The following is a 24,098-nucleotide window of genomic DNA, read 5'->3' on the forward strand; positions in this document are numbered from 1 at the left end:
CGCTCAGAACCAGCGTGACCACCAGCGCTGCCGCGCGGCCGGCGCCTCGTCGAGCTCGGCGGCAGCGGCGGCGAAAGAGTCGCGCAGGGAAGGGTAGACGAGCTCGATCTCGGGGTGCTCGACGAGCGTCTGGGCGATCCGGCGGGTGAGGCGCTTGCCGACGGTGGCGATGTGGCGTACGACGGCGTCGACCTCGTCGTCGGTGAGCTGTTGCGGGTGGAAGGGCTTCTGCGGCTTCTCCCGCAGCAGGTCCCGCATGAGCTCGAGGGAGTCGATGTCGTACCGCAGGGCCAGAGCGTGCAGCTCGTCGTCGGCGATCTTCCGGAGCCGCTCGTGGTCGGCGGGAGGCATCAGGGTGTAGGTCGTCGGCCCGAGGGGGCAGGACTGGAGGTGGACGTCGAGGCGCTCCTGCAGCTGCGGCCCGAGCGGGAGGACGTTGAGCGCGCGCTTGATCTCGAGCGCGTGCAGCGAGTAGGAGAGGTTGACCTGCCTCAAGGACAGGTCGCCGAGCTCGGTGGGGTCGATGGCGGCGGTGTCGAGCAGGTCGGTGAGCAGGCTGCCGCCGACGAAGAGCTCGGGAAGGTAGGGCCGGAGGACGAGCCGGGCGCGCACCGCCTCGGAGTCGAGAGCGTTGTAGAGGTGCTGGTGACCCAGCCAACCGCCGTACGCATCAGGCGACGCCACGAACGGCTCGACATGCCCGAGCCGCTTGACCCGCTGGTTGTAGTCGGACTCCAGGAAGGCGAGGGGATCGCGGACGTACAGGACGAACCGGGTCTGCGGCGGCAGCAGCTCGGCGATCCCGGGCAGCTCGGGGAGGAACGCCTCGGAGGAGAGCAGCAGCGTGTGGCATCCGCTGCCCTCGAACTCCTCGAGCGTCCTGGCGACCTCGTGAGGCGAGGCCACGAAGAGGTGGCCCGAGCGCTCCATGAGCGACCCGGCGTTGCCGGCGCTGATGCCGTTCTTGTCGACCGTGTGCTGAGGGTAGAAGATGCCGGCCTTCGCGAGCGTCTCCGTGTTGGCGTGGAAGAACGCCTGGACCGCGGAGGTGCCCGTCTTGGGGAGGCCGGCATGGACGACGATGGACTTCACAGGGACCGATCAGGTAGGCGTCAGAGTGCCCTCCGCGATCGACTGGCCGGTGTCCGAGGACAGGTGAGGTCGGGGATGGTGCCGAGGGCGACCTACACCGTATCGACTCACGTCATCGAGGCAAGCCCGCAACTCAGCCGAGGTATCCCAGACTGCGGATCCGTCCGATCTCGTCACGGAGCTCGTCGTGGGCGGCGTTGTCCGCAGCCCGCCCGCCGGCGACGTAGTGGCTCTCCTGCGCCGTGGTGCCGTCGTAGACAACCGTGAACCGGTGTCCGACACCTGCGTTGATGAGCCCGCCGAGGAGCGCCACCGGGTCGGAGCGGTCCTCCAGCGAAAGCACTCGCGTGGTCTCGGGAACGCGCGGCGCTGCCGCGCCAGGAGCACCCACGGTGACTACTTGGTCCACGACGTACGCACCCCCGGCTGCCGCCGCGATCGCGGCCGCCGCGGTGCCCCCGGCCGCGGCGCCGACGAGCATCACGTGGGAGCCGGCCTCGACCGCCTCCTCGATGGTCCGCGACGCGGTGGCGATGTAGTCGGAGAGGTCACCGGAGACGAGCCGCAGGCGCCGACTGCCGGCGTACGGGCCCGGCAGATAGGCGATGTAGCGGCCGGGCGCCGTCTTCTGGACCGCGACACCGGTCTCGGTGGCCTCGAGGGTGCGGATCAGCTCCTCGATGGTGGCCGGGGTGGCGGCGGTGACGTCGCCGGCCGCGGTGTCCTCCTCGGTGGAGGCCAGCGCCCCGCCGATGTCGCGCAGCGCGTGCCCGGCGTCGGTCGCGAACGCGTCGATACCGGCGGCGCGCAGCGCGCCCGCGGTGGCTGCCCCGGCGTCGTCCCCGCGCGGGAAGCCGGCGGTGAGCAACGAGCGCAGCTCGAGCGACTCGAGCAGCCCGCCGCCGGTGGCGATGTGGTCCATCAGCTCGGGATGACCCTGGGCGAGCTCGCCAAGATAGGCGGTGACGCCCTCACGGTCGAGCGCGTCGGTCTCGATCAGGCCGGCGGACAGCAGTGACCCGCCGAGCTCGACCTCGGGGGCGAGGTAGTCGAGCGCGTTGGCCGCGATGGCGCCCAGTGTGCTGCGGGCAGCGGCCTGGAGCTCGTCGATCCAGCGGTAGGTCTGCACGGTCGCCCGCACCGAGAGCGCATCGGCCTCGAGCGCCTGGCTGAGCCCGAGGACGCCACCCTTCTCGGAGGTCGCGGCCCGGATCTCGTCCTCGGCCGGCTCCCAGGTCTTCGCGGAGAGCTCGGCGGAGGAGGTGACGTCGTCGTCAGTCAGGATCGCAGGCCCGAGCTCGGCCCACTCGAGCAGCTGCGCGCCGGCATCGCCGATGGAGCCGGCCAGGCCGAGGATCTGCTCGTACTTGTCCTCCGGGCCCGCGGGCGGCGGCACCGAGTCGGGTGCGCCACTCGGGAGTGGTCCCAGGCGGTTGATCGGATCGTTGGACGAAGAGCTCATCGAGCCACCTCCGCGAGAACAGGGGCAAGGTCTGCGGCGAGCTCGGACGGCTCCACGCTGGTGATCAGCAGTGTCAGCTCTCCATCGAGCGACACCGTACGCATCGAACGCCAGCCGTCGTTGACCAGCGTCCAGGAGACCGTGCCGATCAGCGGGTTCTCCGGATCGGCGGTGGTCGCGACGATGGCACGCAGCCGGCCGTGGGCCTCGGTGGACAGCGCCTCGAGGGCCCGCGAGACGACCACGTCGCCCTCGGTCAGCACCGGCACCAGATCGCCGCGCCCGGTGCGCAGCGCCTCGAAGACGGCGTCAGCGGTCGCGAACGGGACCTCCAGCTGCTCGGGCACCGCCGAGGCCAGCCGGGCGGTGTCACCCGGCAGCGTCGCGGTGCGGCCGAGCTCGGTCGACCAGGCCGCCGAGGGATACCAGGAGAGCTCGAAGACGAGCCCGTCCACGGTGGCCAGCGAGGCGGCTGCCTCACCCTTCTGCCGGTGCCAGGCGCGGCCACGGAGGCCGTCGATGACGACGTCGAGGTCGATGACCACCTCCGGGGTCGCCAGCAGTCCCAGCGCGCCGGCGATCCCGGCGTCGAGGGTCCCGTCGGCGTCGAGGAGGTCGCGGCGCTGCAGCGAGGTGCTGCCCTCGCCGAAGCCGGCGACGGCGCGCGCCAGGGCCTCGGCCTCGGCTGCCGAGCGGGTCTGCCCCAAGCGGGCGTCGAGCCCGTCATCACGGTGCGTCGCGACCTCGAACGGGAGCGGCGCCCCGATGGTCTCGCAGGCATGGGTCAGCTCAGGCAGGGTCAGGCCGACGCGGCGGGGCACACCCGCCCACGGCTCTGTCGGCGCCGCCGGAGCGGGGCCCAGGTCGATCGTGGTCATCGGAAGGTGACCTCCAGCCAGTCCTTGTGGCCCGGCTCAGGGGCCTCGAATCCGTCGAGCTTGTCCTCGGCGATCAGCGCCTCGGCGCGTGCCTCGGCCTCGGCGATCTGCTCCTTGAACAGGTCGACCTGATTGAGGTGCTTGGCCAGGGCGTCGGCCGCCCGGTCATGCTTCTCGGCCGAGCTCCGCAGCGCGGTGGCACGCTCCTTCATCCGCCCACGGAGGGACTCGGCAGCCCGACCGTGCCATGGCACGGCCTCGGACTGCACCACCAGCTTGTCGGCACTCGCGCGGATGTCGCCAGCCTGCTCTCGCAGACGGCTCACCCGACGACGGATCACGTCGCTGTCGCCGTACATATCCCTCCTCGGACAGGTCTCTGTGATGGTCCTACCCCGCAGGAACGGTTTCTAAACGTAAAATCGTGAACTTTCTCAAATTCGCTCGCGACGCCCTATCGCAGGACGGTGGAGAGGCGGTCGAGGCCCTGCTCGATCTCGGCGGCGGAGCCGGCGAAGGAGAGGCGTACGAAGCGGTGTCCGTCGACCGGGTCGAAATCGACCCCGGGCGCCATCGCGACGCCCGTGCGGTCGAGGATCTGGTGGCACCAGGCCATGGTGTCGTCGGTCCAGCGGCTGACGTCGGCATAGACGTAGAACGCTCCGTCGGCCGGCGCCATCTCGGTGACCCCGAGGGAGCGGAGGCCGTCGAGGAGCACCCCGCGGTTGGTCGCGTAGCGGGTCACGTGACCGTCGAGCTCGGCGTACGCGTCCGGGGTGAATGCCGCCACCGCGGCATGCTGGGCGAGGGTCGGCGGGCAGATGGTGAAGTTGCCGACCAGGACGTCGATCGCGCGTCGCAGGTGGGCGGGCGCGAGCAGCCAGCCGATGCGCCAGCCGGTCATCGAGAAGTACTTCGAGAACGAGCCGAACACGACGGCGTCGCGCGAGGTCTCCCAGGCGCTGCGGCCACGGCTGCCGTCCCCGCCGTAGGTCAGCCCGTGGTAGATCTCGTCCGAGATCAGCTGGATCCCGGCCTCCTCGCAGTAGCGAGCCAGCGCGGCCAGCTCCTCGGGCAGCAGCATCGTGCCGGTCGGGTTGGCCGGACTGGCCACCACGAGCCCCTTCAGACCGACGCGCTCGTGCAGCTCCCGCACCTGCTCCACGGTCGGCTGGAAGCGCTCGGCGGCACCGGTCGGGATCTCCACGACCTCGCACCCGAGCGCCGCGAGTACGTTGCGGTAGCAGGGATAGGACGGCCGGGCCATCGCCACCCGGTCCCCGGTGTCGAACGCCGCCAGGAACGTCGCCAGGAAGCCGCCGCTGGCGCCCGTGGTCACGACGACGTCCTCGGGAGAGACGTCGATCCCGTGCCACGCCCGGTGGTGCCCCGCGATCGCCTGGCGCAGCTCCAGGATCCCGGTCGCCGGCGTATAGCCCAGCGGGTCACCGCTCTGCAGCAGCCGCACCGCCTCGGCGCTGACCGCCTGCGGCGCCCCCGTGGACGGCTGCCCCGAGGTGAGCGAGATGAGATCGGCGTACGTCCGCTGCCGCTGCGCCGCCCGCTCGAGCATGTCCATCACGTGAAAAGGAGGCACGTTCGCGCGTTGCGCAACAGTCAGGCGGTCCATGGGAGCAAACACTAAGATGCAGGTCCATAGGTCGGAGGGGGGCCCGGCGTACATGAGTTTCGACGTCCATCAGTTCGACCTGTTCGTGCTGATCGGCTCCCTGGTCACGCTCCTGGCGATCCTCGCCGTGCGGATGTCGACGAAGGCCGGGCTCCCGTCGCTGCTGATCTACCTGCTGATGGGCGTCCTGCTCGGCGAGTCGGTGCTCGGGATCCGGTTCGACGACGCCCAGCTCGCGCACGCGGTCGGCTTCGGGGCGTTGGCGCTGATCCTGGCTGAAGGTGGTCTGACGACGTCGTGGAAGGACGTACGTCCCGCCTTCGGTCTCGGGCTGATGCTGGCCACGGTCGGGGTCGTCGTCTCGATCGGGATCGTCGCGGTGGGTGCGCACTACCTGCTGGGCCTTCCGTGGCAGCTGGCGTTCCTGCTGGGGGCGGTGACCTCACCGACCGACGCCGCGGCGGTGTTCTCGGTGCTGCGTGTGGTTCCGCTGCCCAAGAGGCTGACCGGTGTCCTCGAGGCGGAGTCGGGGCTCAACGACGCCCCGACCGTGGTGATCGTGACGCTGATCGCCAGCGGGGCGATCGCTGAGCACCATCCGGTCGTCGTGGCCGGGATCGTGGTCGGCGAGCTGCTGCTGGGCATCGTGGTCGGCCTGCTCGTCGGGTTCGGTGGGGCATGGCTGATGCGGCGGGCCGCGCTGCCCTCCGCCGGCCTCTATCCGCTGGCGGTGATGACACTGGCCTTCCTGGCGTACGGCGGAGCGGCGTGGCTGCACGGGTCCGGCTTCGCGGCGATCTACGTGGCCGCGCTCGTGCTCGGTAACTCCGAGCTGCCCCACCGCGGTGCCACCAGGTCCTTCGCCGAGGGCGTCGCCTGGCTGGCCCAGATCGGGCTCTTCGTGATGCTCGGGCTGCTGTTGTCCCCCGGGCGTATCGACCTCCAGACGATCGGTTTCGCGCTCGCCGCCGGGCTGATCCTGACCTTTGTCGCCCGGCCCGCCTCCGTGCTGGTCAGCACCGTGGTCTCCCGGATGACGTGGCGCGAGACCGCGTTCGTCTCCTGGGCCGGATTGCGCGGCGCAGTGCCGGTCGTGCTCACCACCATCCCCCTGGCCGCGGGCGTCGACGGCGCCGAGGAGCTCTTCGACCTGGTCTTCGTGATGGTCGTCGTCTACACGCTGCTGACCGGCCCGACGCTGCCGTGGGTCGCCCGGGTGCTCGACGTCGCTCGCCCCAACGACCCGCGCTCGCTCGACCTCGACGTCGCGCCGCTGGAGCAGATCGCGGCCGATCTGATCCAGCTCCGGATCCCGCCCGAGTCGCGCCTGCACGGCGTCGAGGTCAGCGAGCTCCGGCTGCCCATGGGGTCGTCGGTGTCGCTGCTGATCCGCGACGGGCGGACCATGGTTCCGGACGACACCACGGTCCTCCGCGCCCGCGACGTCGTCCTGGTCGTCGTACCCCGTCACCAGCGTGAGCTCGCGGAACGGCGTCTCGAGATGGTCAGCCGGAAGGGACGGCTTGCCGGTTGGCTGCGCTGAGGGGTGGGTCGGAATACCCGGTTAACCGGTGAAACCTGCACTTCTCAGGTGTTGCAATGCCAGAGAAGTGCAGGAATACCCGGTTAACCGGGTATTCCAACCTCGCAGATCCGTGCGAACGCGCCTACTCGACCGGAGGGCTGCAGATCGTGGCGTCCGCCTTGGCGGTGACGGTCTTGTCGCCGCCGGTGACCTCGGGGAAGTTCTCGCCGGTGACGACCACGATGCCCGGGATGTCGGACTTGGTCTCCATGATCTTCGCGTCACCGAGCCAGCTCGCGACGAGCGCGGCTGAGGGCGCGTTCTTGTCGGGCGTCCACACCTCGACGGTCTTCAGCTTCGTGCCGCTGGGGGCGTTGCCGGTGGACCCCTTGACGAAGCCCGCGTCGACGAGATCCGTCATCGCCCGGGTGGCGAGCCCGGCGCGCGTGCTCGCGTTGAGCACGGTCACGACCACCTGCGACGGGTAGACCTCGGAGCCCTTCTTGACCGGCGCGTCCACACACGGACCGACATCGACCTTCTGCGGGAAGGGTGCGGTCATCGCGTTCCATCCCCAGGCACCGGCCAGAGCGACCGCGGCCGCGAGCACGGCGAGGATGATGAACGTACGAAGTCCCGTGAGGGCCGAATCGAGCATGACGCCGAGCCTAACCGCTCGGTACGCCCTAACCGAGGCTGTGCACGCGGGCGTGCAGCACGTTGCGCTGTTGGAGCGCCGCGCGGAGCGCCCGGTGGAGCCCGTCCTCGAGATAGAGCTCGCCGTTCCACTCCACGACATGGGCGAAGAGGTCGCCGAAGAACGTCGAGTCCTCGTTGAGCAGAGCCACCAGCTGGAGGGTGTCCTTCGTGGTCACCAGCTCGTCGAGGCGGACCGTCCGAGGAGGCAGCGCGGCCCACCCCTTGGTCGTCAGACCATGGTCAGGGTAGGGGCGAGAATCGCCGACACGCTTGAAGATCACCCTCGTGACTGTATCGCCCCCTGACCAAATCCCAACACATGCCTTCGTGCCCGATAGGAGATCGCCGGCTACGCGCCGCCCCAGCACGCGCCCGGCGGCGTTGTCGTCGGTCGACGGCCAACACCGGGCCGCCTCCCTCCTCCGCCTTGCCGGACACGCACTGGGACGGCGCTCGCTTCGGCGCCCTATCGGGCACGAAGTCATAGAGTCCTGGTCATGACGGATGCTGCTGCTCTCTCAGAAGCGGTCGGGCCCGGCTACCAATTCGAGGGTTCCGCCCTCGAGCTCGGGGGCCTGATGGCGGACGCTGAGACGTTGTTGGAGACGCCGATTCGCATTCCTTTGGGGATGTTGAACCGGCATGGGCTGGTCGCCGGCGCGACCGGCACGGGGAAGACGAAGACCCTGCAGCTGCTCGCCGAGCAGCTCTCCGCAGCCGGGGTCCCGGTGTTCGCAGCCGACATCAAGGGCGACCTCTCCGGTCTGTCCGCGCCGGGCGAGTCGAGCGAGAAGCTGACCGCACGGGCGGCCTCCGTCGGGCAGGCCTGGCAGGCGCGCGGGTTCCCGGTCGAGTTCTTCGCGCTCGGCGGCGAGGGCGCCGGCATCCCGGTCCGGGTCACGGTCGACGCCTTCGGTCCGACGCTCCTCTCCAAGGTCCTGGATCTCAACGACACCCAGGAGTCCTCACTTGGTCTCGTCTTCCACTACGCCGAGAAGGCCGGCCTGAAGCTGGTCGGCCTCGACGACCTGCGGGCGGTGCTGCAGTGGCTGGTCTCCGACGAGGGCAAGTCCGATCTCAAGGGCCTGGGCGGCCTCTCGTCCGCGACGACAGGGGTGATCCTGCGTACGCTCATCGCCTTCGCCGACCAGGGTGCGGACGAGTTCTTCGGTGAGCCGGCGTTCGCCGTCACGGATTTCGTACGCAACGACGGGGACGCCGGGATCATCTCGCTGCTCGAGCTTCCCAACCTGCAGGACCGGCCGGCGATCTTCTCGACCTTCCTGATGTGGCTGCTCGCCGAGCTCTTCCGGGCGCTGCCCGAGGTCGGTGACGTCGACAAGCCCAAGCTGGTCTTCTTCTTCGACGAGGCGCACCTGCTCTTCAACGACGCCTCCGACGCGTTCCTCGACCAGATCACCAACACGGTCCGGCTGATCCGCTCCAAGGGCGTCGGCGTCTTCTTCGTCACCCAGAAGCCGACCGACGTCCCCGACGACGTGCTCGGCCAGCTCGGCTCGCGCATCCAGCACCAGCTGCGGGTCGCCACGCCCAACGACGCCAAGGCTCTCAAAGCCAGCGTCAACACCTACCCGACCTCCTCCTACGACGACCTCGGCGCGGTCATCCAGACGCTCGGGATCGGCGAGGCGATCGTGACCGTCATGAACGAGCGCGGCGCGCCGACGCCGGTCGCCTGGACGCGGCTGCGCGCCCCCGAGTCGCTGATGGGTCCGGCGGAGGCCACCGCGATGGAAGCCGCCGTGGCGGCATCGCCGCTGGCGGCGAAGTACACCGCGTCCGTCGAGGTCGAGTCCGCCGTCGACCAGCTCAAGGCGAAGACGGACGCCGCGGAGGCCGCACGCACGGCCGAGGCGGAGGAGAAGGCCGCCAAGAAGACCGCCCCGAAGAAGTCCTCCGGGTCGCGATCCCGGTCGCGTGACGACGACGACTCGATGATCGAGACGGTGGTGAAGTCGACTGCCTTCAAGCAGGCCGCGCGCACCGCCGCAAGGGAACTCGTCAGGGGAATCTTCAAGCGCCGCTGAGGCTCCTCGGTATCTGATTGGCTCGAGCATGGGCAGACTCCTTATCGTCTGCTCATGCCCGACCTTCTCCTCAGGAACGTACGCATCGTTCCGCTCTCACCTCAGGCGAACGCGCCCGCCGGGGTGGTTGACGTTCTCGTCGCCGACGGTGTCGTGTCGGCGGTCGGAGAAGGCCTGTCCCGACCGGAGGGTGTCGAGGCGTACGACGCCGGTGGGCGCTGGCTCGTGCCGGGGCTGTGGGACGCCCACACCCACCTCGGCCAGTGGACGCTGCGGGCCAGCAGGCTGGACCTGCAGGGCACCCGTTCCCCCGCCGAGGCGCTGGCGCGGGTCGCCGCGGCCGCGCGCGAGATCGAGCCGGGCGAGGCGATCGTCGGGACGGGCCACTCGGCGGGCACCTGGGACCGCTGGGGGACTGTCTCCGAGCTCGACTCGGTCACCGGCGGCATCCCCGCGATCCTGGTCAACCACGACTTCCACCACGCCTGGCTGAACACCGCCGCGCTCGACGCGGTGGGGCTGCCGCGCCGTGAGGACATGGTGCAGGAGACCGAGTGGTACCAGGCCTATCCGACGGTCGCGGAGCTCTTCGAGGCCAGCGGGAACACACCGGCGGCCTACCGCCGGATGCTGACCCGGACCGCCGGGCTCGGGGTGGTCGGGATGACCGACTTCGAGGTCGGTGTCCGGCTCGACGACTGGCGGTGGCGGTGGGCGTACGACTGCGATCTGCTCCGCATCCGGGTCGCGACGTACGCCGACCAGCTCGACGAGGCGATCGCCGAGGGGCGGCGTACGGGCGACCCGCTGCTCCCGGGCGATGATCGGCTGACGATGGGACCGCTGAAGATCATCAGCGACGGCTCGCTCGGCACGCGGACGGCGTGGTGCTGTGACCCGTACGCCGACGACCCGGACAGCTGCGGAGCGCCGAACCAGTCACTGGACGAGCTGCAGGGGCTCCTGGAGAGGGCACACGCGGCCGGCCTCGAGGTGGCCACGCACGCGATCGGTGACCGGGCGGTGGCGGAGGCGCTGGCGGCGTACGCGATGACGGGGGCGCGCGGCAGCATCGAGCACGCCCAGCTCGTACGTCGCGAGGATCTGCCGCTGATGGCTCGGCTCGGGATCACCGCATCCGTGCAGCCGGCGCACATCCTCGACGACCGCGAGATGACCGAGGACGTCTGGCCGGGGCGGGAGGACCGCTGCTTCGCGACCCGCTGGATGCTCGACGAGGGAGTGCGGGTTGCGCTCGGGTCGGATGCTCCGGTCGCGCCGCTCGACCCGTGGCTGGCCATCGCGGCCGCCGTCGGTCGCTCGCGGGACGGCAAGGAGCCGTGGCACCCGGAGCAGGCACTCACCGTCCAGGAGGCGTTGGCGGCGTCGGTCGACGGTCAGCCCACGGTCGCTCCCGGATCACGCGGCGACCTGGCTGTGCTCGACATCGACCCGCTCCGGGCCTCGGTCGGGGATCTCGCCGCGATCGCCCATGGCGGGGTCGTGCTGACCGCCGTCGGCGGCCGGATCGTCCACCGGGCGTAGCGAAGGCCCGGCCTTCACCGGCCGGGCCTTGCGCCGTGGGATCGTGGATCCCCCCATTTAGCTGCTGGTCAGGCGGACCAGCGCACCGAGTCGTCGACGAAGTCGGCGAACACGTGAACACCGCGCAGGTCCTGGCGCTCGTCCATGAGCTTCGTCAGGGCACTGGCGTGACGGAACTTGAGGCTGTGCTGCTTCGCGGCACTGTTGGCCTCAGGCTGGGTGGCGGTGAGTGTTTCCATCGAGGTCCCCCCTACAACGGATAGATGGTGTGCATCGTGGTTTGTCCTGCGCATCAAGCATCCCGCCCGCAAGTCGCAAGCAGGTTGTTTGAACGTTACAAGCCGGTTTCGGTAAAAGAAATGGCTGTCGATGCCTGTTGCGGTATCTGCCGAGCGATAGGGCCGAATCTCGCTAGACAAAGGCGATGGAGCCTCAGTCAGCGGCGGATCTGAGCGTGTCGACGGCCTGGCGGGCCTGCTCGAGGAGCCGCAGCGCGGCGCTCGCGTCGGGAAGGTTCGGCTCCGGAGACCAGAGCTGGTCGGCCTCGCTGATCGGATCGGCGCCGTCGATGATCGGGTCGAGGTCGGTCACCAGCGCACCCTTCGACGGGTCGCCGGCGAGCGAGGAGCGGATCACGTCGCCGTCGATCGGGGACGCCGAGGCGATCAGGGTGGCGTTGCCGAACCTCGCTCCCGCGAGCGCGGACCCCTGCACGATCATCGCGACATGCCCGAAGACCGTACGCAATGTCGCGAGCTCACGACGGGTGAAGAACAGTTCGGGGCCGGCGACGGAGTTCAGCACGAGCCGACCCTCCTCGCTCAGCGCGCTGCGCGCCGCGGCCATGCACTCCAGCGAGGTGAATGCCGGCGGGATCCGGTTGCCGACGAAGACGTCGATGACGATGGCATCGTGTTCCGAACCCGGGTGCGCCTCGAGCCAGGAGCGTGCCTCGGCGGTCTCCATGGTGATCCCCGGGGGAAGCGGGAACCGTGACCTGGTCAGCTCCACCAGCGCGGGCTCGATCTCCACGACCGTCTGCCTGGTCGCCGGCCATCGGTGGGCGACCGCACGGGGGAGCGCGAGCAGCGCGCCGCCCAGGTGGGCGGCGCTGCGGGGCGCCTGGTCCCCGAGCGCAGCCAGCATCCACCGGATCGAGGCGAGCTTCGGCGGTTGCGCCGGGTCCTCCCCGAGGTGGGACTGCGCGACGCCGTCGATCTGAATCGCCCAGCCGTCCTCCTTGCGTACGAGATCGGCGGTGCTGCCGTCCGAGAAGACGATGCGCTCGAGGCTCCCTGATGGCCCGGAGGGTGTTGACATACCTCGATCCTGCCAGACACCATCGCGCCCGAGCCGGGACATTCCGGTAGCCTTCTGGCGTTGTTGGTCAGCGCCGAAATTACTCGGACATCGGGCGTGAGGGAGTTCTTGCGGTGGAGATATGGGAGGTCGCCGAAAATGACGACCGGATCGAGGGTCTCACCGCCGACGGAAAGCCGGACCCGGCCTACGCCGCCTCGCTCGGTCTGAAGGACGCGCCGCTGGGCCGCCGTGCGGCCGCGGCCGCCGTCGACATCGTCTGCTACCTGCTCCTGCAGGTCCCCTACCTGGTCTTCACGCTCCCGCTGCTGCTGAAGCTTGCCCAGGGCAAGTTCGGCTTCGCCCGGTTCCTGAGCCACCCCGACTTCATGCTGGCGGCGATCGCGGGCGGCGCCACCGTGTTGCTGAGCCTGATCTTCGTCATCGTCCAGATCGTCTTCCACGGCCGCCGCGGGGTCACGCTGGGCAAGTCCGTCGTCGGAATCCGCTCGATCAACGTCAAGACGCTCGAGCGGCCGGGCGTCGGCCGCGCCTTCCTCCGCGCGCTGGTGCTCTGGGGCTCCGGGATCATCCCGATCGCTCCGATCGCCTTCCTCGCCTCGCCGCTGTTCGACAAGGAACAGCGGAACCGCGGCTGGCACGACAAGGTCGCCGAGATCTGGATGGTCGACGTACGTGAGGGCCTCGACCCCTACGACGAGAAGCGGATGCGCATCGCCCGGAAGACGGTCGCGGCCGCGCCCGTCGCGCAGCGGAAGTCGCTGCCCTCGCTCACCACACCCAACGATCACGACGCCGGCAGCTACCGGCCCTCGGGGCGGGTCAGCGCCGGCGTACTCGGCGTCTCCCGTCCGAAGGCGAGGAACGACGAGCCCGGTGCTTCCGCGGGCGGCTCGCTCGCGACACCGCCGTCGGGACCGGTGGCACCGAAGCCGGTGACCCCGTCGATCCCGCCCTCGCGCGCGGTGACCCCCAACCAGGGCCAGACGGTTCCCCCGCCGCCTCCGACCCCGACGCCCACGCCTTACCCGACACCGACCCCGCATCCGGCCCCGACGCCGACGCCTACGCCCGCTCCCACGCCGGCCCCCACGCCGCTGCCCACGTCCGGTGGTCAGCAGCCTCCGGCGCAGCCGCGCGAGCGGGGCATCATGCTCAAGGTCGACTCCGGTGAGCGGATCCCGGTGGCCGGCCTGGTGCTGGTCGGCCGTGACCCCGCTCTGACGGAGAACACGCTGGGGGCGCGTACGGTCTCGATCATCGACGTGTCGGTCTCGAAGACCCACCTCTCGCTGCGCCCCAGCGGGGACGGCGTCGAGGTCACCGACCGCGGCTCCACCAACGGCACCGTGGTGATCCACGAGGGTGCCACCCGACGGCTGAACGCGTGGGAGCCGGTGCTGGCACCGGTCGGCGCGATGATCCGCTTCGGTGACCGCTCGGCCCTGGTGCGTCGCGGGTGACCGCCGCTCCATCCGCCGCATCTGGCTGCAATGACTGGCACGTTGACGAGGGGAACGAAGGATGAAGGTCAAGCTCACTCTGCACCGGCCGGGTGTCGCGCCTGCGGATGTGATCGTCACAGCCGACTCCACGGCCACCGCTGGTGACGTCGCTCGGCACATCGCCGACGCGGACCCGGCGCGCTCCGTGATCGCTAATGAGCACGACATCTTGACCCTGGCTGTCGCCCCGCCGACCGCCGACCGGATGGAGCCGCTCGAGCCCGACGTACCCATCGGCGACGCGCCGATCGGCTCCGGGTTCGCGGCCGCGGTCGTCAACATGGGCCCGGACAACGAGACGACCGGCTCGCGGCGCAAGAGCGTCGGTGTGCTGCGGGCGATCGACGGTCCGGTGCGGGGACAGGCGTTCCCGCTGACCACCGGCCACGCCTCGATCGGCCGCGGTCCCGAGAACGAGATCGTGCTCGCCGACCCGATGGTCTCCAAGCGTCACGCCCGCATCGAGGTGGACCGCTCGGTCGAGCTCGTCGACCTCAACTCGGCCAACGGCGTCGTCGTCGACGGCACCCAGGTCTCCCGCGTACGTCTGGCGCCGGACACGCCCGTCGTGATCGGCAGCACCACGCTGGTCATGCAGCTCTCGGCCGACTTCCTCTCCGCCGTCGAGGACCCGGTCCTCGAGCGCGGTGGCGGCCTGCTCTTCAACCGCAGCCCGCGGGTCGATGTCCGCTACCCCGGCACCGAGCACCCGCCGCCGTGGATGCCCACGGAGATGCAGAAGAAGCTGTTCCCGTGGTTCGTGCTGATCGCGCCGATCATCATGGCGCTCTCGATCTACGCGATGACCGGCCGCGCCCGCGCGCTGCTGCTGGTCGTGATGACCCCGATGATGGCGGTCGGCAACTACATCAACCAGCACCGCCAGGCCGGCGCGAAGCAGGACCACGAGATCGAGCTCTTCGAGCGGCAGTTCGAGAAGCTGGAAGAGGTCTTCTACCGCAGCAAGCCCGAGGAGGAGCTCGCTCGCAACGAGGAGGTCCCGGCGGTCGCCGAGGTCTTCGAGCAGGCAATGCAGCTCGGTCCGCGGCTGTGGACCCGGCGCCCCGAGCACTGGAACTTCCTGGCCGTACGCCTCGGCACCACCCGCTCCCTGTCGCGCAACTCGATCGCGGAGCGTGACACCCAGAACGGCCTGCCCGAGTTCATCGAGCGGATCGACCGCCTCAAGGAGCGCTACAAGTACGTCGACGACGTACCGCTGCTGGAGTCGCTCCCCGCGGTGGGCTCTGTCGGTGTCGCCGGCCCGGCCGGCCCGGCCGCCGATGCGATGCGTGGGCTCGCGGTGCAGCTCTTCGGTCTGCACGCGCCCAACGAGGTCGTCACCGTCGCCTTCGCCGACCCGGACTGGGTCGAGGAGTTCGAGTGGCTCAAGTGGCTGCCGCACACCACCTCGGAGACCAACCGGTTCAAGGACATGCCGCTGGCCGACTCCGCGCCGACGGCCAACGCCCTGCTCAGCGCACTTGAGGAATACATCATGCGCGCCGGCCGGACCGCGGAGCACCGCGGCCCGTTCGCCGAGAAGTGGAACCCGATGCAGTACGGCACCGACGTCGCCCGGGCCGGCGAGGAGACCAACGCCCGGGTGCAGGTCTCGATCGTCGTCTTCGTCACCAACGATGCTCCGGTCGACCGGGCCCGGCTGGTCCAGGTGCTCGAGCGCGGCGCCGATGTCGGCGTACACGCGGTCTTCATGTCCTCCACCGTCGAGGCGTTGCCGGCGGTGTGCCGCAGCTTCCTGGACGTGAGCGACGGCCTGGAGCGTGCCACCGTCGGGCTCGTCCGCAACGGCGACCTCTACGAGGGTGTCATTGTCGAGGGCGTCTCGAACGCCTACATGGAAATGTTCGCCAAGCGGCTCGCGCCGGTGGTGGACGCCAGCACCGTCGTCCACGACTCCTCCGACCTCCCCAACTCGGTCGGCTTCCTGTCGTTGGTCGGCAACGAGGTTGCCGAGGACCCGCACTCCGTGGTGGAGCGCTGGCGGCAGAACAACTCGGTCATCGACCGCTCCGACCGGCCGCGGCCGCGGCTGAAGAAGGCGGGCAACCTGCGCGCCATCATCGGTCAGGGAGCCTCCGACGCGATGACGCTGGATCTGCGTACGCAGGGCCCGCACGCCCTCGTCGGCGGCACCACCGGTGCCGGTAAGTCCGAGTTCCTGCAGGCGTGGGTGCTCGGCATCGCCTCGGCCCACTCGCCCGACCGGGTGACGTTCCTCTTCGTCGACTACAAGGGCGGCTCGGCCTTCGCCGACTGCATCGAGCTGCCGCACTGCGTCGGTCTGGTGACCGACCTGAGCCCGCACCTCGTACGCCGTGCGCTGACCAGCCTCAAGGCCGAGCTGCACTACCGCGAGCACCTGTTCAACCGGAAGAAGGCCAAGGACCTCCTCGAGCTGGAGAAGCGACAGGACCCGGAGTGCCCGCCCGCGCTGGTGCTCGTCATCGACGAGTTCGCCGCATTGGCCGGTGAGGTGCCGGAGTTCGTCGACGGCGTCGTCGACATCGCCCAGCGAGGTCGTTCGCTCGGTATCCACCTGATCATGGCGACCCAGCGCCCGGCCGGCGTCATCAAGGACAACCTGCGGGCCAACACCAACCTCCGCGTCGCGCTGCGGATGGCCGACGAGACCGACTCCAAGGACGTCGTCGACGACCCGATCGCCGGGACCTTCCCGCCGTCCCTGCCGGGCCGCGGCATCGCGAAGACCGGACCGGGTCGCCTGACACCGTTCCAGTCCGCGTACGCCGGTGGATGGACGCGCGATGACGAGGTCGTCACCGCTGACGTGAAGGTGGCCGAGCTGAAGTTCGGTTCGATCACGGAGTGGGAGCCGGAGCGTCCGCCGGAGAGCGACTCGCACGACGAGGACCTCGGCCCCAACGACCAGAAGCGGATCGTGGCCAACCTGATCAAGGCCTCCGCCACCGCTGGTCTGATGACCCCGCGGCGACCGTGGCTCGATGACCTGGCGTCCGTGGTCGACATGCGCGACCTGCCGCTGGAGGGTGACGGACAGATCCTGCTGGGCCTTGCCGACATCCCGGAGCGTCAGCAGCAGAACGCGATCTACTTCGCTCCCGACCGCGACGGCTCCCTGCTCATCTTCGGGTCCTCCGGTTCGGGCAAGTCGACCCTGTTGAAGACGATCGCGACCGCTGCCGGTGCGCGGCCGGAACTCGGTCGAGTCCAGGTCTACGGCCTCGACTTCGCCTCCGGCGCGCTGGGTGCGATCGCGCGTCTCCCGCACGTCGGCTCGATCATCGACGGCGACGACGCCGAGCGTCTGCAGCGGCTGATGCGCACCCTCGAGCGGGAGATGGACCGCCGCTCCGAGCTGTTCTCCAAGGCCGCGGCCGCGAACCTCACCGAATACCGTGAGATCGCCGACCAGTCGATGCCGCGCATCCTGCTCCTCATCGACAACTACCCCGAGTTCAAGAAGGAGTGGGAGATCGCAGCCGGTCGCGCGCCGTTCTACCAGTCCTTCATGCGGGTCCTCGGTGAGGGCCGCCCGCTCGGCATCCACGCGGTGATCACCGCCGACCGGTCTGGGTCCGTCCCGACGGCCGTCTTCGCGAACATCCCGCGTCGTGTCGTCATGCGGCTCTCCGACCCGAGCCAGTACGTGCTGGTCGGAGCACCCAAGGACGTACTCAACGAGCAGTCGGTGCCCGGCCGCGCCGTCGTCGACAAGGCCGAGGTGCAGCTCGCCGTTCTGGGCGGTACGACCAACGTGGCCGAGCAGACCAAGGCTCTCGACGAGCTGGTCTCGCAGCTGCGGGCCCTGGGTGTTCCCGAGGTCGGCGAGATCGGCGCCCTGCCGACGAAGATCTCCAGCAGGGCCATGCCGGCGCAGGCCAACGGGCAGCCCGTCTTCGGTATCGCCGACGACACCCTGTCCGCGCGTGGCTTCGACCCGATCGGCTCGTTCATCATCACCGGCCCGCCGCAGTCCGGTAAGACGAACGCCCTCAAGGCGCTCATCGAGTCCGTCGAGCGCTTCGACCCCGAGGTGAAGCTGTTCCACCTCGGCAGCCGTCGCGCCATGCTCGGCGACTTCCGGCCGTGGGTACGCAGCGCCACCCGCCCCGACGACGAGAAGGCGCTCGTCACCGAGCTCGCCGAGATCGTCGCCGACGAGTCCTTCCCCGGTCGCATCATGATCGTCGCCGAGGACATGACCCACCTGGCCGACGGTCCCGCCGACCGCCCGATGCGTGCCCTGCTGCAGGCGATCAACAACTCCGACCACCTCTTCGTCGGCGACGCCGACGTCACTCGAGCCGGCGGCGGCTCGGGCGTCATGGGTGAGTGGAAGGCCGCCCGCCAGGGCCTCGTGCTCAAGCCGGACACCTACGACGGCGACACGCTGTTCAAGGTTCCGTTCGGCAAGCTGAAGCGCACCGACTTCCCGGTGGGCCGCGGAATCTTCGTCCAGGCCGGGCGCATGGTGACCATGCAGATGCCTCTGGCGAGCGACTCCGAGAACTCTGCATGAATCTGACAACGAGGTCGTTTTTACCCTTCACATCCTTGTGACGGGTGGCCTACGGTGGCCAGCGGCGTTCTCAGAGGCGTCACCTCATGAAAATCCCGGGAAAGGCAATGATCGATGAGTGACTTCGGGGCAACATACGACGAGATGACCGGCACCGCCGACAAGCTCGACCAGGGCAAGGACACGATCGAGTCGGCGCTGGACGAGTGCCAGGGCTACGTGGACGAGCTGGTTCAGGACGGGTTCAAGACGGAGAAGGCGTCCGGTAAGTTCCAGGACGGCTACACGGAGATGACCACGGGTCTGAAGGACGCCATTGCTGGTGTCGAGGACATGGCTCAGGCTCTGCGTGACATGGCGACCGCGATCCAGGACCTGGACTCGCAGCTCGCCGGCGGCTGAGCGACAACGTTGGTCACGATGGTGGGCTTGCTTCATCGGGCCCACCATCACCCGTCTCGGCCAGATGCTGCCGCGGTGTCGACTCCCGCTGGCGCGCTGTTGCGACCTCCTAACCGAGGTGAGCAGAAACCTTTACCTTCGGAGATGTTTAGAACCGGACGTAGCGGGTAGAACTACCGCGACGACGTTGATCGCCTGGATCTCGGACCACGCCCGGGATAACGGTGTCGGCTCGTCGGGTTCACGCTTCTCGACCATGTGATGCGTGAGTGATGGTGACGAACGGCGCCGCAACGCGGTGTCGTGTAATGAAAATTGCGGAAAGGCAATGATCGATGAGTGACTTCGGGGCAACCTACGACGAGATGACCGGCACCGCCGACAAGCTCGACCAGGGCAAGGACACGATCGAGTCGGCGCTGGACGAGTGCCAGGGCTACGTGGACGAGCTGGTTCAGGACGGGTTCAAGACGGAGAAGGCGTCGGGCAAGTTCCAGGACGGCTACTCGGAGATGACCACGGGCCTGAAGGACGCCATTGCTGGTGTCGAGGACATGGCTCAGGCTCTGCGTGACATGGCCACGGCGATCCAGGACCTGGACTCGCAGCTCGCCGGCGGCTGAGCAACAACGCTTGCCAGATGGTGGGCTGGCGTCTGCTGGCCCACCATCTCTCCATTTTCTCTCGATCACGCGCTGCGATGACCACACTCGACGGCGTGCTCAGTAACTACGTGAAAGGTGCACAGTCATGGCGGATATCTTGATCAAGATCTCTGAGCTCGAGAAGGTCAAGACGTCATTGGACTCGATCGTCGACGAGTTCGAGAACGCCACTGACAGCTCTGAGGACCTCGAGGCTGATATCGGCGACCCGTTCGACATGAGCGATCTGCGCGACAAGGCGTGTGACTTCGAGGAGCGCTGGGACGACAAGCGCAACGACCTCAAAGACAGCCTGAAGAAGGTCAGTGAGCACATCAAGGGCGTTATCGACGGGATCGAGGAGTGGGACAGCGAGACCGCTCTCCAGTTCGAGCCCAAGAAGAAGTAGTAGAACCCACAGTCTTTAATCGCTCCTGACGGAAAGGACAACCCCCATGTTCGGTGGCATGCAGGATTCCCCGAAGGGGCGCGAGATCAAGTCGGTCGAGGGTTCGCCCTCGGGGATCATCGCGCGAGGGTCCGCTATCGAGCGGCTCGGCAAGATGATGGATGCCTCCGCTGACACGCTGCGCGACATCAAGGAGAACACCTTCGCTGGTGGCGAGCAGCAGGGTAAGGCCATCGAGAAGCTTCAGGAGACCATCGGTGACTCCTACAAGGTCCTCGAGGAAGCGGCCGACCTCTACAAGCCTGTTGGTCCGGTGCTCGTCACCTACGGTGAGATGCTGGAGACCTACAAACCGCTGATCGACCGCACCGCGAACTCGTGCAGTGACCTCTGGGATATCTACAACGCCCTACCCGGTGACAAGGACGACAGCACGACCGAGGACGACGGCGGCTTCCTCGGCATCGGCGACACCGACAAGGAAGAGGCCGCCGACAACAAGGCCAAGAAGGAAGCCTACGAGAACTGGGAGACCGAAGCCGAAGTCTTCGACACCTGGTACGACGTATGGGAGGACGGCTTCGACGCAGCCGTCAGCGGGATCTCCGACGGCCTTTCCGGATCCATCGAGGACGGCTTCTGGGACAACTACGGAGACTTCATCGACGCGGTCTACGAGGTCCTGACCTGGGCCGCTCTGATCATCGCTGTGGTCGCGATCTTCTGCACCGGTTTCGGTGCGCTGGCCGCCATCCTCGCGCTCGCTGCCTTTGCGGTTTCCGCTATCAAGTTCGCCTGCGGGCAGCAGAGTCTGGGGCAGTTGGCCCTTGATGCCTTGGCCATCATTCCGATCGGGAAGCTGTCGAACCTTTCCAAGCTCGGCCATCTGGCCAACATGGCGAAGGGCAGCAAGCTGACCGCTCTGTCCAGGACCTGGAAGGCCATGAGCAAGGGTCCGATCGGTGACCTGACCAAGGCAGCTCGACTCAAGGACGCCTTCAAGGTGAAGAGCGGCGCCGAGGTTCTCGAGGGCTTGATCGGTAAGCCCTTCAAGGCCTTCCGGACCGACAACCTGAAGATGTACATGGGCAACCTCGACGCCCTCAAGGGTGGCCTGGGAGCGTTCCGGGGCATGACGAAGATCGAGTTCGGGGTTGCCCGCTTCGGCGCGACGCTCGGCACTCTCGGCAATGCCGGAAAGCTCACGCAGGGGACGGATCACTTCGACCCCATCCCGATCGACATCCCTGAGATCAAGGTCCCGGGCATGCCTGCCTGGCTTGGTTTCTAGGTTCGGTTCAAGCGCAACAAACGTCTGAGGTGCAGAGTGGCGAAGTGGGCAGTAGAGCTGGTTGACGACCTGGATGTTCCGGGGTGGCTTCCTGTTCCTGAAGGGTTGACGCCCGCTGAGTGTGAACGGTGGGTCGACGAGACCTCGAGCATGCTCGATGAGCTGGTCGGTACGCCGCGTTGGGATGGTGAGGCGACGACGATCGAAGACATCCGCGGGCTGCTGCAGATGGCCCTCGACGAGCGTGAGACCTCTGAGGCGTACGCCCTGTTCCAGGTGTGGCCGGTCATGTCGGCGGCTGCGGTGACGTGCCACCTGCACGTGGTGGAGAGCGAGTCGGTCCCGGACATGTCTCAATGGGACGGCGTCGTGCACGCGGCCGAGGCCGATCACATCGGACCTGGCGCTCAGCTGTCTTCGCGCAAGGAGCTGAACTTCGAGGGTGGGTCGGTCATCATCGAGTCGGTGAACTTCGCCTTCAGCGATGGTGAGGCTCTCCTGCTGCTCGGCGTGGACGAGTGCATTCCGCAGCTGACGACCTCGGTCGTTCGCGGACTGGTGGCGCTCAAGGACATACTTCGGATGGTCCGTGAGGACGGGAAGGTGTTCCAGTCGGTTCCTCTGCCCGGAGTGCCGGTGGACGAGTCTTGGCCGATCGCGACGGATGGGGCGACGCTGTGAACCTACGTGAGCAACTTGGAGTGCGTAAGACCGTGGACTTCGAGATCGACCTTCCGCGAGGGTGGGCTCGTTTCGACATCGATGGTGGCCACGATGAGCTCCTCAATGGGATGAAGAAGCGGTTCATGGAGGCTCACCGCCCCGATCTGTTCGTCGAGGCGAAGGCCATGTTCGACAAGGCATTCGACGGGATGCGGAAGAACGACGTCTTCGCCTTCTTCGCGCCGGCAGGCGAGCAGCCGGACGACGTCGTCGTCCTGCCGGCCTCGATCAACGCCTCGATCCGCACGGGTGAGCCCGGTCAGTCATTGGACAAGATGGCCCACAACGCCATCCAGAAGTACGGCGCGAAGCCGTTGTTCGGCGACCCGCGCACGTTGCGGTTCGAGCGGGAGCGGACGATCGACCTCGATGGCGAGCCGATCATCAACCACTCCCTGATCTACTTCACCCCGATCCCCGGCACCCAACGGCGTAGGGCGCTGCAGCTGGTGGCAGCCTTCGCACGTACGCCGGACGTAGGACCCGACGCACCCGCGCTGGTGGCGACCCGCGCGGTCCTTGACGCATGCGTCGCTACGCTTCGGTGGAACCGCGGTACCGCGTGACCCGGGGACTGACTCCTATCGATTGTGGAAGGCCTGAACTTGCTGTCCTTTGACAAGGGCCCGTCGGCACATGAGTGGGCACGGTCGGCCAACGTCGCCACCCCGATCAAATGGGGTGACCTAGAGAAGCAGATCATCTCGGAGCGGCTCACCCCGAGCGGAGACGACGGTGGGCCGAACTGGACCCTCGGCGTACTCATGGTTGCGATGATGATGGCGCTCGGTGCGTTTCTGCTGGCGCCGGCGCTCGCGGCCGGTCTGGTCGCCTGGGCAACCACGACGGAGGACGCTTCCACCCAGGATGATCTGACGCTGATCGCGACCTTCCTGTTCATCATCTCGATCGTCGTCTCGGCGACTTGGCTCAGCATGTGGTGGCAGACGCGTTCCCGGTCGATGATCGCGATCGTTTCCGGTCTTGTGGCGACGGTGTCGGTCGTGGTCACCTTCGTCGTCGGGAAGTCCTACGACGGCGATCTTCCCGGCGACTGGCTCGAGTGGTCGGCGTTGGTCGCCGGCGTACTCGGTCTCGCCCTGACGATCCTCCAGTTCGTGTCGAAGTCGGAGCATCGTGCAGGAGTGCCGAAGAGCGATCGTGCGCAGCGGCGCTACAGCGCCGCGCGCGAGGAAGTTCTCGACGTGCTCAGCGAGCGCGGGATCGTCGAACTGACCGCGGACCAGCGTCACCGGATGCAGCGAATGCGCGTCGGAACGTGGCACAAGTTCGATGCTCAGGGTCGCGTCTAACTTCACGGCTTTCATCCATCTAGGTAGCAAAGGGTTCACGTGGGATCGGAACGAGCGAGAAGTGCTGACCTCGACGTCACCCCAGAGGCGGCCTTCCAGGCTGCGCTCGGGGTTGCGCAGCACGAGAAGAAGTACGAGATCCGGGCGGTGCACAATGAGGGCCAGGCCCTGATCATCAGGCAGAAGACCAAGGCCCTGTCGTGGCCGAAGGTCATCATGCTTCGAGTCCACCAGAACGGGTCGGGGTCTTCGGTCAACGTCCTGGTCCAGAACATCCCGGGCGGACCGACTGCCCTGCTCGACGGTGTCTTCAACGGAAAGATCGCCGAGAAGTACCTCGGCGGCATTCAGGGCACGTTGGACGGAACCGTCACCGCTCCGGCGACCGCGGTGACCTCCCACTACGTTCGTGACGACGGCTCCGAGCTCCCGTGGGATGACCCGGACGAACTCCCCGAGTTCTGAGGGCACTCAACTCCCTGACTCGGGACGAGGCACATTGGCCTGTCGCGCGATCGATGTGCGGTCGCGTAGGTAAGGTGAGCGGCTGGTTCTGGTCGCCCTTATCCCGTGTTCTTGTGTGCCTTACGGGATATCTCGGTCGGGTCGCGACGGTCTCATCGGCGACCCGGCGGATGCCGCTGGCGGGCGGTAACGAGAACTGTGCATGAATATGACAACGAATCCGTTATTGCGCTTCACAAGTTTGTGAAGCGTGGCCTACGGTGACCAGCGGCTGCCCAGCGGGGCACCGTGTAATGAAATCGCGGGAAAGGCAATGATCGATGAGTGACTTCGGGGCAACATACGACGAGATGACCGGCACCGCCGACAAGCTCGACCAGGGCAAGGACACGATCGAGTCCGCGCTGGACGAGTGCCAGGGCTACGTCGACGAGCTCGTTCAGGACGGGTTCAAGACGGAGAAGGCGTCCGGTAAGTTCCAGGACGGCTACACGGAGATGACCACCGGTCTGAAGGACGCCATTGCTGGTGTCGAGGACATGGCTCAGGCTCTGCGTGACATGGCCACGGCCATCCAGGACCTGGACAGCCAGCTCGCCGGCGGCTGATCACTTGCTTGCTG

The 24,098-nt window shown here is 68.0% G+C and carries 23 protein-coding genes; 14 read left to right on the top strand and 9 right to left on the bottom strand.

From position 1 onward, the window contains the following. Window positions 1–3: 3 nt before the first annotated feature. The 5 genes from OG801_RS16375 to OG801_RS16395 all read right to left on the bottom strand — a co-directional run bounded on the left by OG801_RS16375 (window position 4) and on the right by OG801_RS16395 (window position 5,062). Window positions 4–1,092, bottom strand: a complete 1,089-nt coding sequence (locus OG801_RS16375) for a hypothetical protein (protein WP_406029816.1) — start codon at window positions 1,090–1,092, stop codon at window positions 4–6. A 133-nt stretch (window positions 1,093–1,225) separates the two neighbouring features. Then, a complete protein-coding gene (locus tag OG801_RS16380; RefSeq protein WP_406029818.1) occupies window positions 1,226–2,554 on the bottom strand; it encodes a hypothetical protein in 1,329 nt (442 codons plus the stop codon). Continuing rightward, complete coding sequence (locus tag OG801_RS16385; RefSeq protein ID WP_406029819.1) at window positions 2,551–3,432, bottom strand: hypothetical protein; 882 nt, start codon at window positions 3,430–3,432, stop codon at window positions 2,551–2,553. Before OG801_RS16385 ends, OG801_RS16380 begins: the two co-directional genes overlap by 4 nt. Beyond that, window positions 3,429–3,791: a hypothetical protein gene (locus OG801_RS16390; protein WP_355020574.1), complete on the bottom strand. Its 363-nt coding sequence runs from the start codon at window positions 3,789–3,791 to the stop codon at window positions 3,429–3,431. Before OG801_RS16390 ends, OG801_RS16385 begins: the two co-directional genes overlap by 4 nt. A 95-nt stretch (window positions 3,792–3,886) precedes the next feature. Beyond that, the gene (locus tag OG801_RS16395) at window positions 3,887–5,062 is read right to left on the bottom strand and encodes a pyridoxal phosphate-dependent aminotransferase (protein ID WP_355020573.1); all 1,176 of its coding nucleotides are present in this window, start codon (window positions 5,060–5,062) and stop codon (window positions 3,887–3,889) included. Between the two features lie 52 nt (window positions 5,063–5,114). On the opposite strand from OG801_RS16395, the gene OG801_RS16400 reads away from it, so the two are divergent. Then, window positions 5,115–6,605 (top strand): potassium/proton antiporter, encoded by a 1,491-nt coding sequence (locus OG801_RS16400; protein ID WP_406029822.1) that lies wholly within the window; start codon window positions 5,115–5,117, stop codon window positions 6,603–6,605. Between the two features lie 124 nt (window positions 6,606–6,729). On the opposite strand, the gene OG801_RS16405 is transcribed toward OG801_RS16400, so the two are convergent. Together OG801_RS16405 and OG801_RS16410 are read right to left on the bottom strand one after the other, a co-directional pair. Next, entirely contained in the window at window positions 6,730–7,245 is a 516-nt protein-coding gene (locus tag OG801_RS16405) for a LytR C-terminal domain-containing protein (protein WP_355020571.1), read from the bottom strand. Between the two features lie 28 nt (window positions 7,246–7,273). Next, complete coding sequence (locus OG801_RS16410; protein WP_045551249.1) at window positions 7,274–7,567, bottom strand: type II toxin-antitoxin system VapB family antitoxin; 294 nt, start codon at window positions 7,565–7,567, stop codon at window positions 7,274–7,276. A gap of 216 nt (window positions 7,568–7,783) precedes the next feature. Between OG801_RS16410 and OG801_RS16415 the strand changes: the two genes are divergently transcribed. Continuing rightward, window positions 7,784–9,334 carry a helicase HerA-like domain-containing protein gene (locus OG801_RS16415; RefSeq protein WP_406029824.1) on the top strand — a complete coding sequence of 517 codons (1,551 nt, stop codon included), beginning with the start codon at window positions 7,784–7,786 and terminating at the stop codon, window positions 9,332–9,334. A 54-nt stretch (window positions 9,335–9,388) separates the two neighbouring features. Continuing rightward, window positions 9,389–10,879 carry an amidohydrolase gene (locus tag OG801_RS16420; protein ID WP_406029826.1) on the top strand — a complete coding sequence of 497 codons (1,491 nt, stop codon included), beginning with the start codon at window positions 9,389–9,391 and terminating at the stop codon, window positions 10,877–10,879. Between the two features lie 68 nt (window positions 10,880–10,947). Here the strand turns inward: OG801_RS16420 and OG801_RS16425 are convergent, their stop codons facing one another. Together OG801_RS16425 and OG801_RS16430 are read right to left on the bottom strand one after the other, a co-directional pair. Then, window positions 10,948–11,118: a hypothetical protein gene (locus OG801_RS16425; protein WP_168381080.1), complete on the bottom strand. Its 171-nt coding sequence runs from the start codon at window positions 11,116–11,118 to the stop codon at window positions 10,948–10,950. Window positions 11,119–11,311: 193 nt separating this feature from the next. Next, a complete protein-coding gene (locus OG801_RS16430) occupies window positions 11,312–12,199 on the bottom strand; it encodes a spermidine synthase (protein WP_406029828.1) in 888 nt (295 codons plus the stop codon). A gap of 113 nt (window positions 12,200–12,312) precedes the next feature. On the opposite strand from OG801_RS16430, the gene OG801_RS16435 reads away from it, so the two are divergent. From OG801_RS16435 to OG801_RS16485, 11 genes are all read left to right on the top strand, one after another. Beyond that, the gene (locus OG801_RS16435) at window positions 12,313–13,662 is read left to right on the top strand and encodes an RDD family protein (protein ID WP_406029830.1); all 1,350 of its coding nucleotides are present in this window, start codon (window positions 12,313–12,315) and stop codon (window positions 13,660–13,662) included. A gap of 61 nt (window positions 13,663–13,723) precedes the next feature. Beyond that, window positions 13,724–18,229: an FtsK/SpoIIIE domain-containing protein gene (locus OG801_RS16440; protein WP_355020566.1), complete on the top strand. Its 4,506-nt coding sequence runs from the start codon at window positions 13,724–13,726 to the stop codon at window positions 18,227–18,229. 144 nt (window positions 18,230–18,373) lie between these two features. Then, window positions 18,374–18,631 carry a WXG100 family type VII secretion target gene (locus OG801_RS16445; RefSeq protein ID WP_040754909.1) on the top strand — a complete coding sequence of 86 codons (258 nt, stop codon included), beginning with the start codon at window positions 18,374–18,376 and terminating at the stop codon, window positions 18,629–18,631. Window positions 18,632–18,966: 335 nt separating this feature from the next. Beyond that, window positions 18,967–19,254: a WXG100 family type VII secretion target gene (locus OG801_RS16450; protein WP_141791345.1), complete on the top strand. Its 288-nt coding sequence runs from the start codon at window positions 18,967–18,969 to the stop codon at window positions 19,252–19,254. A gap of 127 nt (window positions 19,255–19,381) precedes the next feature. Then, on the top strand, window positions 19,382–19,684 hold the full coding sequence (locus tag OG801_RS16455) for a flagellar protein FlgN (protein WP_355232703.1): 303 nt from the start codon (window positions 19,382–19,384) through the stop codon (window positions 19,682–19,684). Window positions 19,685–19,742: 58 nt separating this feature from the next. Next, on the top strand, window positions 19,743–20,975 hold the full coding sequence (locus OG801_RS16460) for a hypothetical protein (protein ID WP_355232702.1): 1,233 nt from the start codon (window positions 19,743–19,745) through the stop codon (window positions 20,973–20,975). A 150-nt stretch (window positions 20,976–21,125) separates the two neighbouring features. Then, the gene (locus OG801_RS16465; RefSeq protein ID WP_406029833.1) at window positions 21,126–21,656 is read left to right on the top strand and encodes a hypothetical protein; all 531 of its coding nucleotides are present in this window, start codon (window positions 21,126–21,128) and stop codon (window positions 21,654–21,656) included. 20 nt (window positions 21,657–21,676) lie between these two features. Beyond that, window positions 21,677–22,264, top strand: a complete 588-nt coding sequence (locus OG801_RS16470) for a protein TPRXL (protein WP_355232700.1) — start codon at window positions 21,677–21,679, stop codon at window positions 22,262–22,264. Window positions 22,265–22,303: 39 nt separating this feature from the next. After that, complete coding sequence (locus OG801_RS16475; protein WP_406029835.1) at window positions 22,304–23,011, top strand: hypothetical protein; 708 nt, start codon at window positions 22,304–22,306, stop codon at window positions 23,009–23,011. 39 nt (window positions 23,012–23,050) lie between these two features. Beyond that, complete coding sequence (locus OG801_RS16480; protein ID WP_406029837.1) at window positions 23,051–23,476, top strand: hypothetical protein; 426 nt, start codon at window positions 23,051–23,053, stop codon at window positions 23,474–23,476. Between the two features lie 350 nt (window positions 23,477–23,826). Next, window positions 23,827–24,084 (top strand): WXG100 family type VII secretion target, encoded by a 258-nt coding sequence (locus OG801_RS16485; protein WP_040754909.1) that lies wholly within the window; start codon window positions 23,827–23,829, stop codon window positions 24,082–24,084. Window positions 24,085–24,098 lie beyond the last annotated feature (14 nt).

The sequence above is a fragment of the Nocardioides sp. NBC_00163 genome, assembly GCF_045206295.1.
Taxonomy (GTDB): domain Bacteria; phylum Actinomycetota; class Actinomycetes; order Propionibacteriales; family Nocardioidaceae; genus Nocardioides.

Bases quoted from the DNA above. Each gene is read 5' to 3' on its own strand.
- OG801_RS16385 (WP_406029819.1), bottom strand. From the start codon at position 3,432: ATGACCACGATCGACCTGGGCCCCGCTCCGGCGGCGCCGACAGAGCCG.
- OG801_RS16455 (WP_355232703.1), top strand. From the start codon at position 19,382: ATGGCGGATATCTTGATCAAGATCTCTGAGCTCGAGAAGGTCAAGACG.
- OG801_RS16415 (WP_406029824.1), top strand. From the start codon at position 7,784: ATGACGGATGCTGCTGCTCTCTCAGAAGCGGTCGGGCCCGGCTACCAA.
- OG801_RS16420 (WP_406029826.1), top strand. From the start codon at position 9,389: ATGCCCGACCTTCTCCTCAGGAACGTACGCATCGTTCCGCTCTCACCT.
- OG801_RS16395 (WP_355020573.1), bottom strand. From the start codon at position 5,062: ATGGACCGCCTGACTGTTGCGCAACGCGCGAACGTGCCTCCTTTTCAC.
- OG801_RS16425 (WP_168381080.1), bottom strand. From the start codon at position 11,118: ATGGAAACACTCACCGCCACCCAGCCTGAGGCCAACAGTGCCGCGAAG.
- OG801_RS16390 (WP_355020574.1), bottom strand. From the start codon at position 3,791: ATGTACGGCGACAGCGACGTGATCCGTCGTCGGGTGAGCCGTCTGCGA.
- OG801_RS16380 (WP_406029818.1), bottom strand. From the start codon at position 2,554: ATGAGCTCTTCGTCCAACGATCCGATCAACCGCCTGGGACCACTCCCG.
- OG801_RS16440 (WP_355020566.1), top strand. From the start codon at position 13,724: ATGAAGGTCAAGCTCACTCTGCACCGGCCGGGTGTCGCGCCTGCGGAT.
- OG801_RS16485 (WP_040754909.1), top strand. From the start codon at position 23,827: ATGACCGGCACCGCCGACAAGCTCGACCAGGGCAAGGACACGATCGAG.
- OG801_RS16450 (WP_141791345.1), top strand. From the start codon at position 18,967: ATGAGTGACTTCGGGGCAACCTACGACGAGATGACCGGCACCGCCGAC.
- OG801_RS16460 (WP_355232702.1), top strand. From the start codon at position 19,743: ATGCAGGATTCCCCGAAGGGGCGCGAGATCAAGTCGGTCGAGGGTTCG.
- OG801_RS16430 (WP_406029828.1), bottom strand. From the start codon at position 12,199: ATGTCAACACCCTCCGGGCCATCAGGGAGCCTCGAGCGCATCGTCTTC.
- OG801_RS16400 (WP_406029822.1), top strand. From the start codon at position 5,115: ATGAGTTTCGACGTCCATCAGTTCGACCTGTTCGTGCTGATCGGCTCC.
- OG801_RS16465 (WP_406029833.1), top strand. From the start codon at position 21,126: ATGCTCGATGAGCTGGTCGGTACGCCGCGTTGGGATGGTGAGGCGACG.
- OG801_RS16405 (WP_355020571.1), bottom strand. From the start codon at position 7,245: ATGCTCGATTCGGCCCTCACGGGACTTCGTACGTTCATCATCCTCGCC.
- OG801_RS16445 (WP_040754909.1), top strand. From the start codon at position 18,374: ATGACCGGCACCGCCGACAAGCTCGACCAGGGCAAGGACACGATCGAG.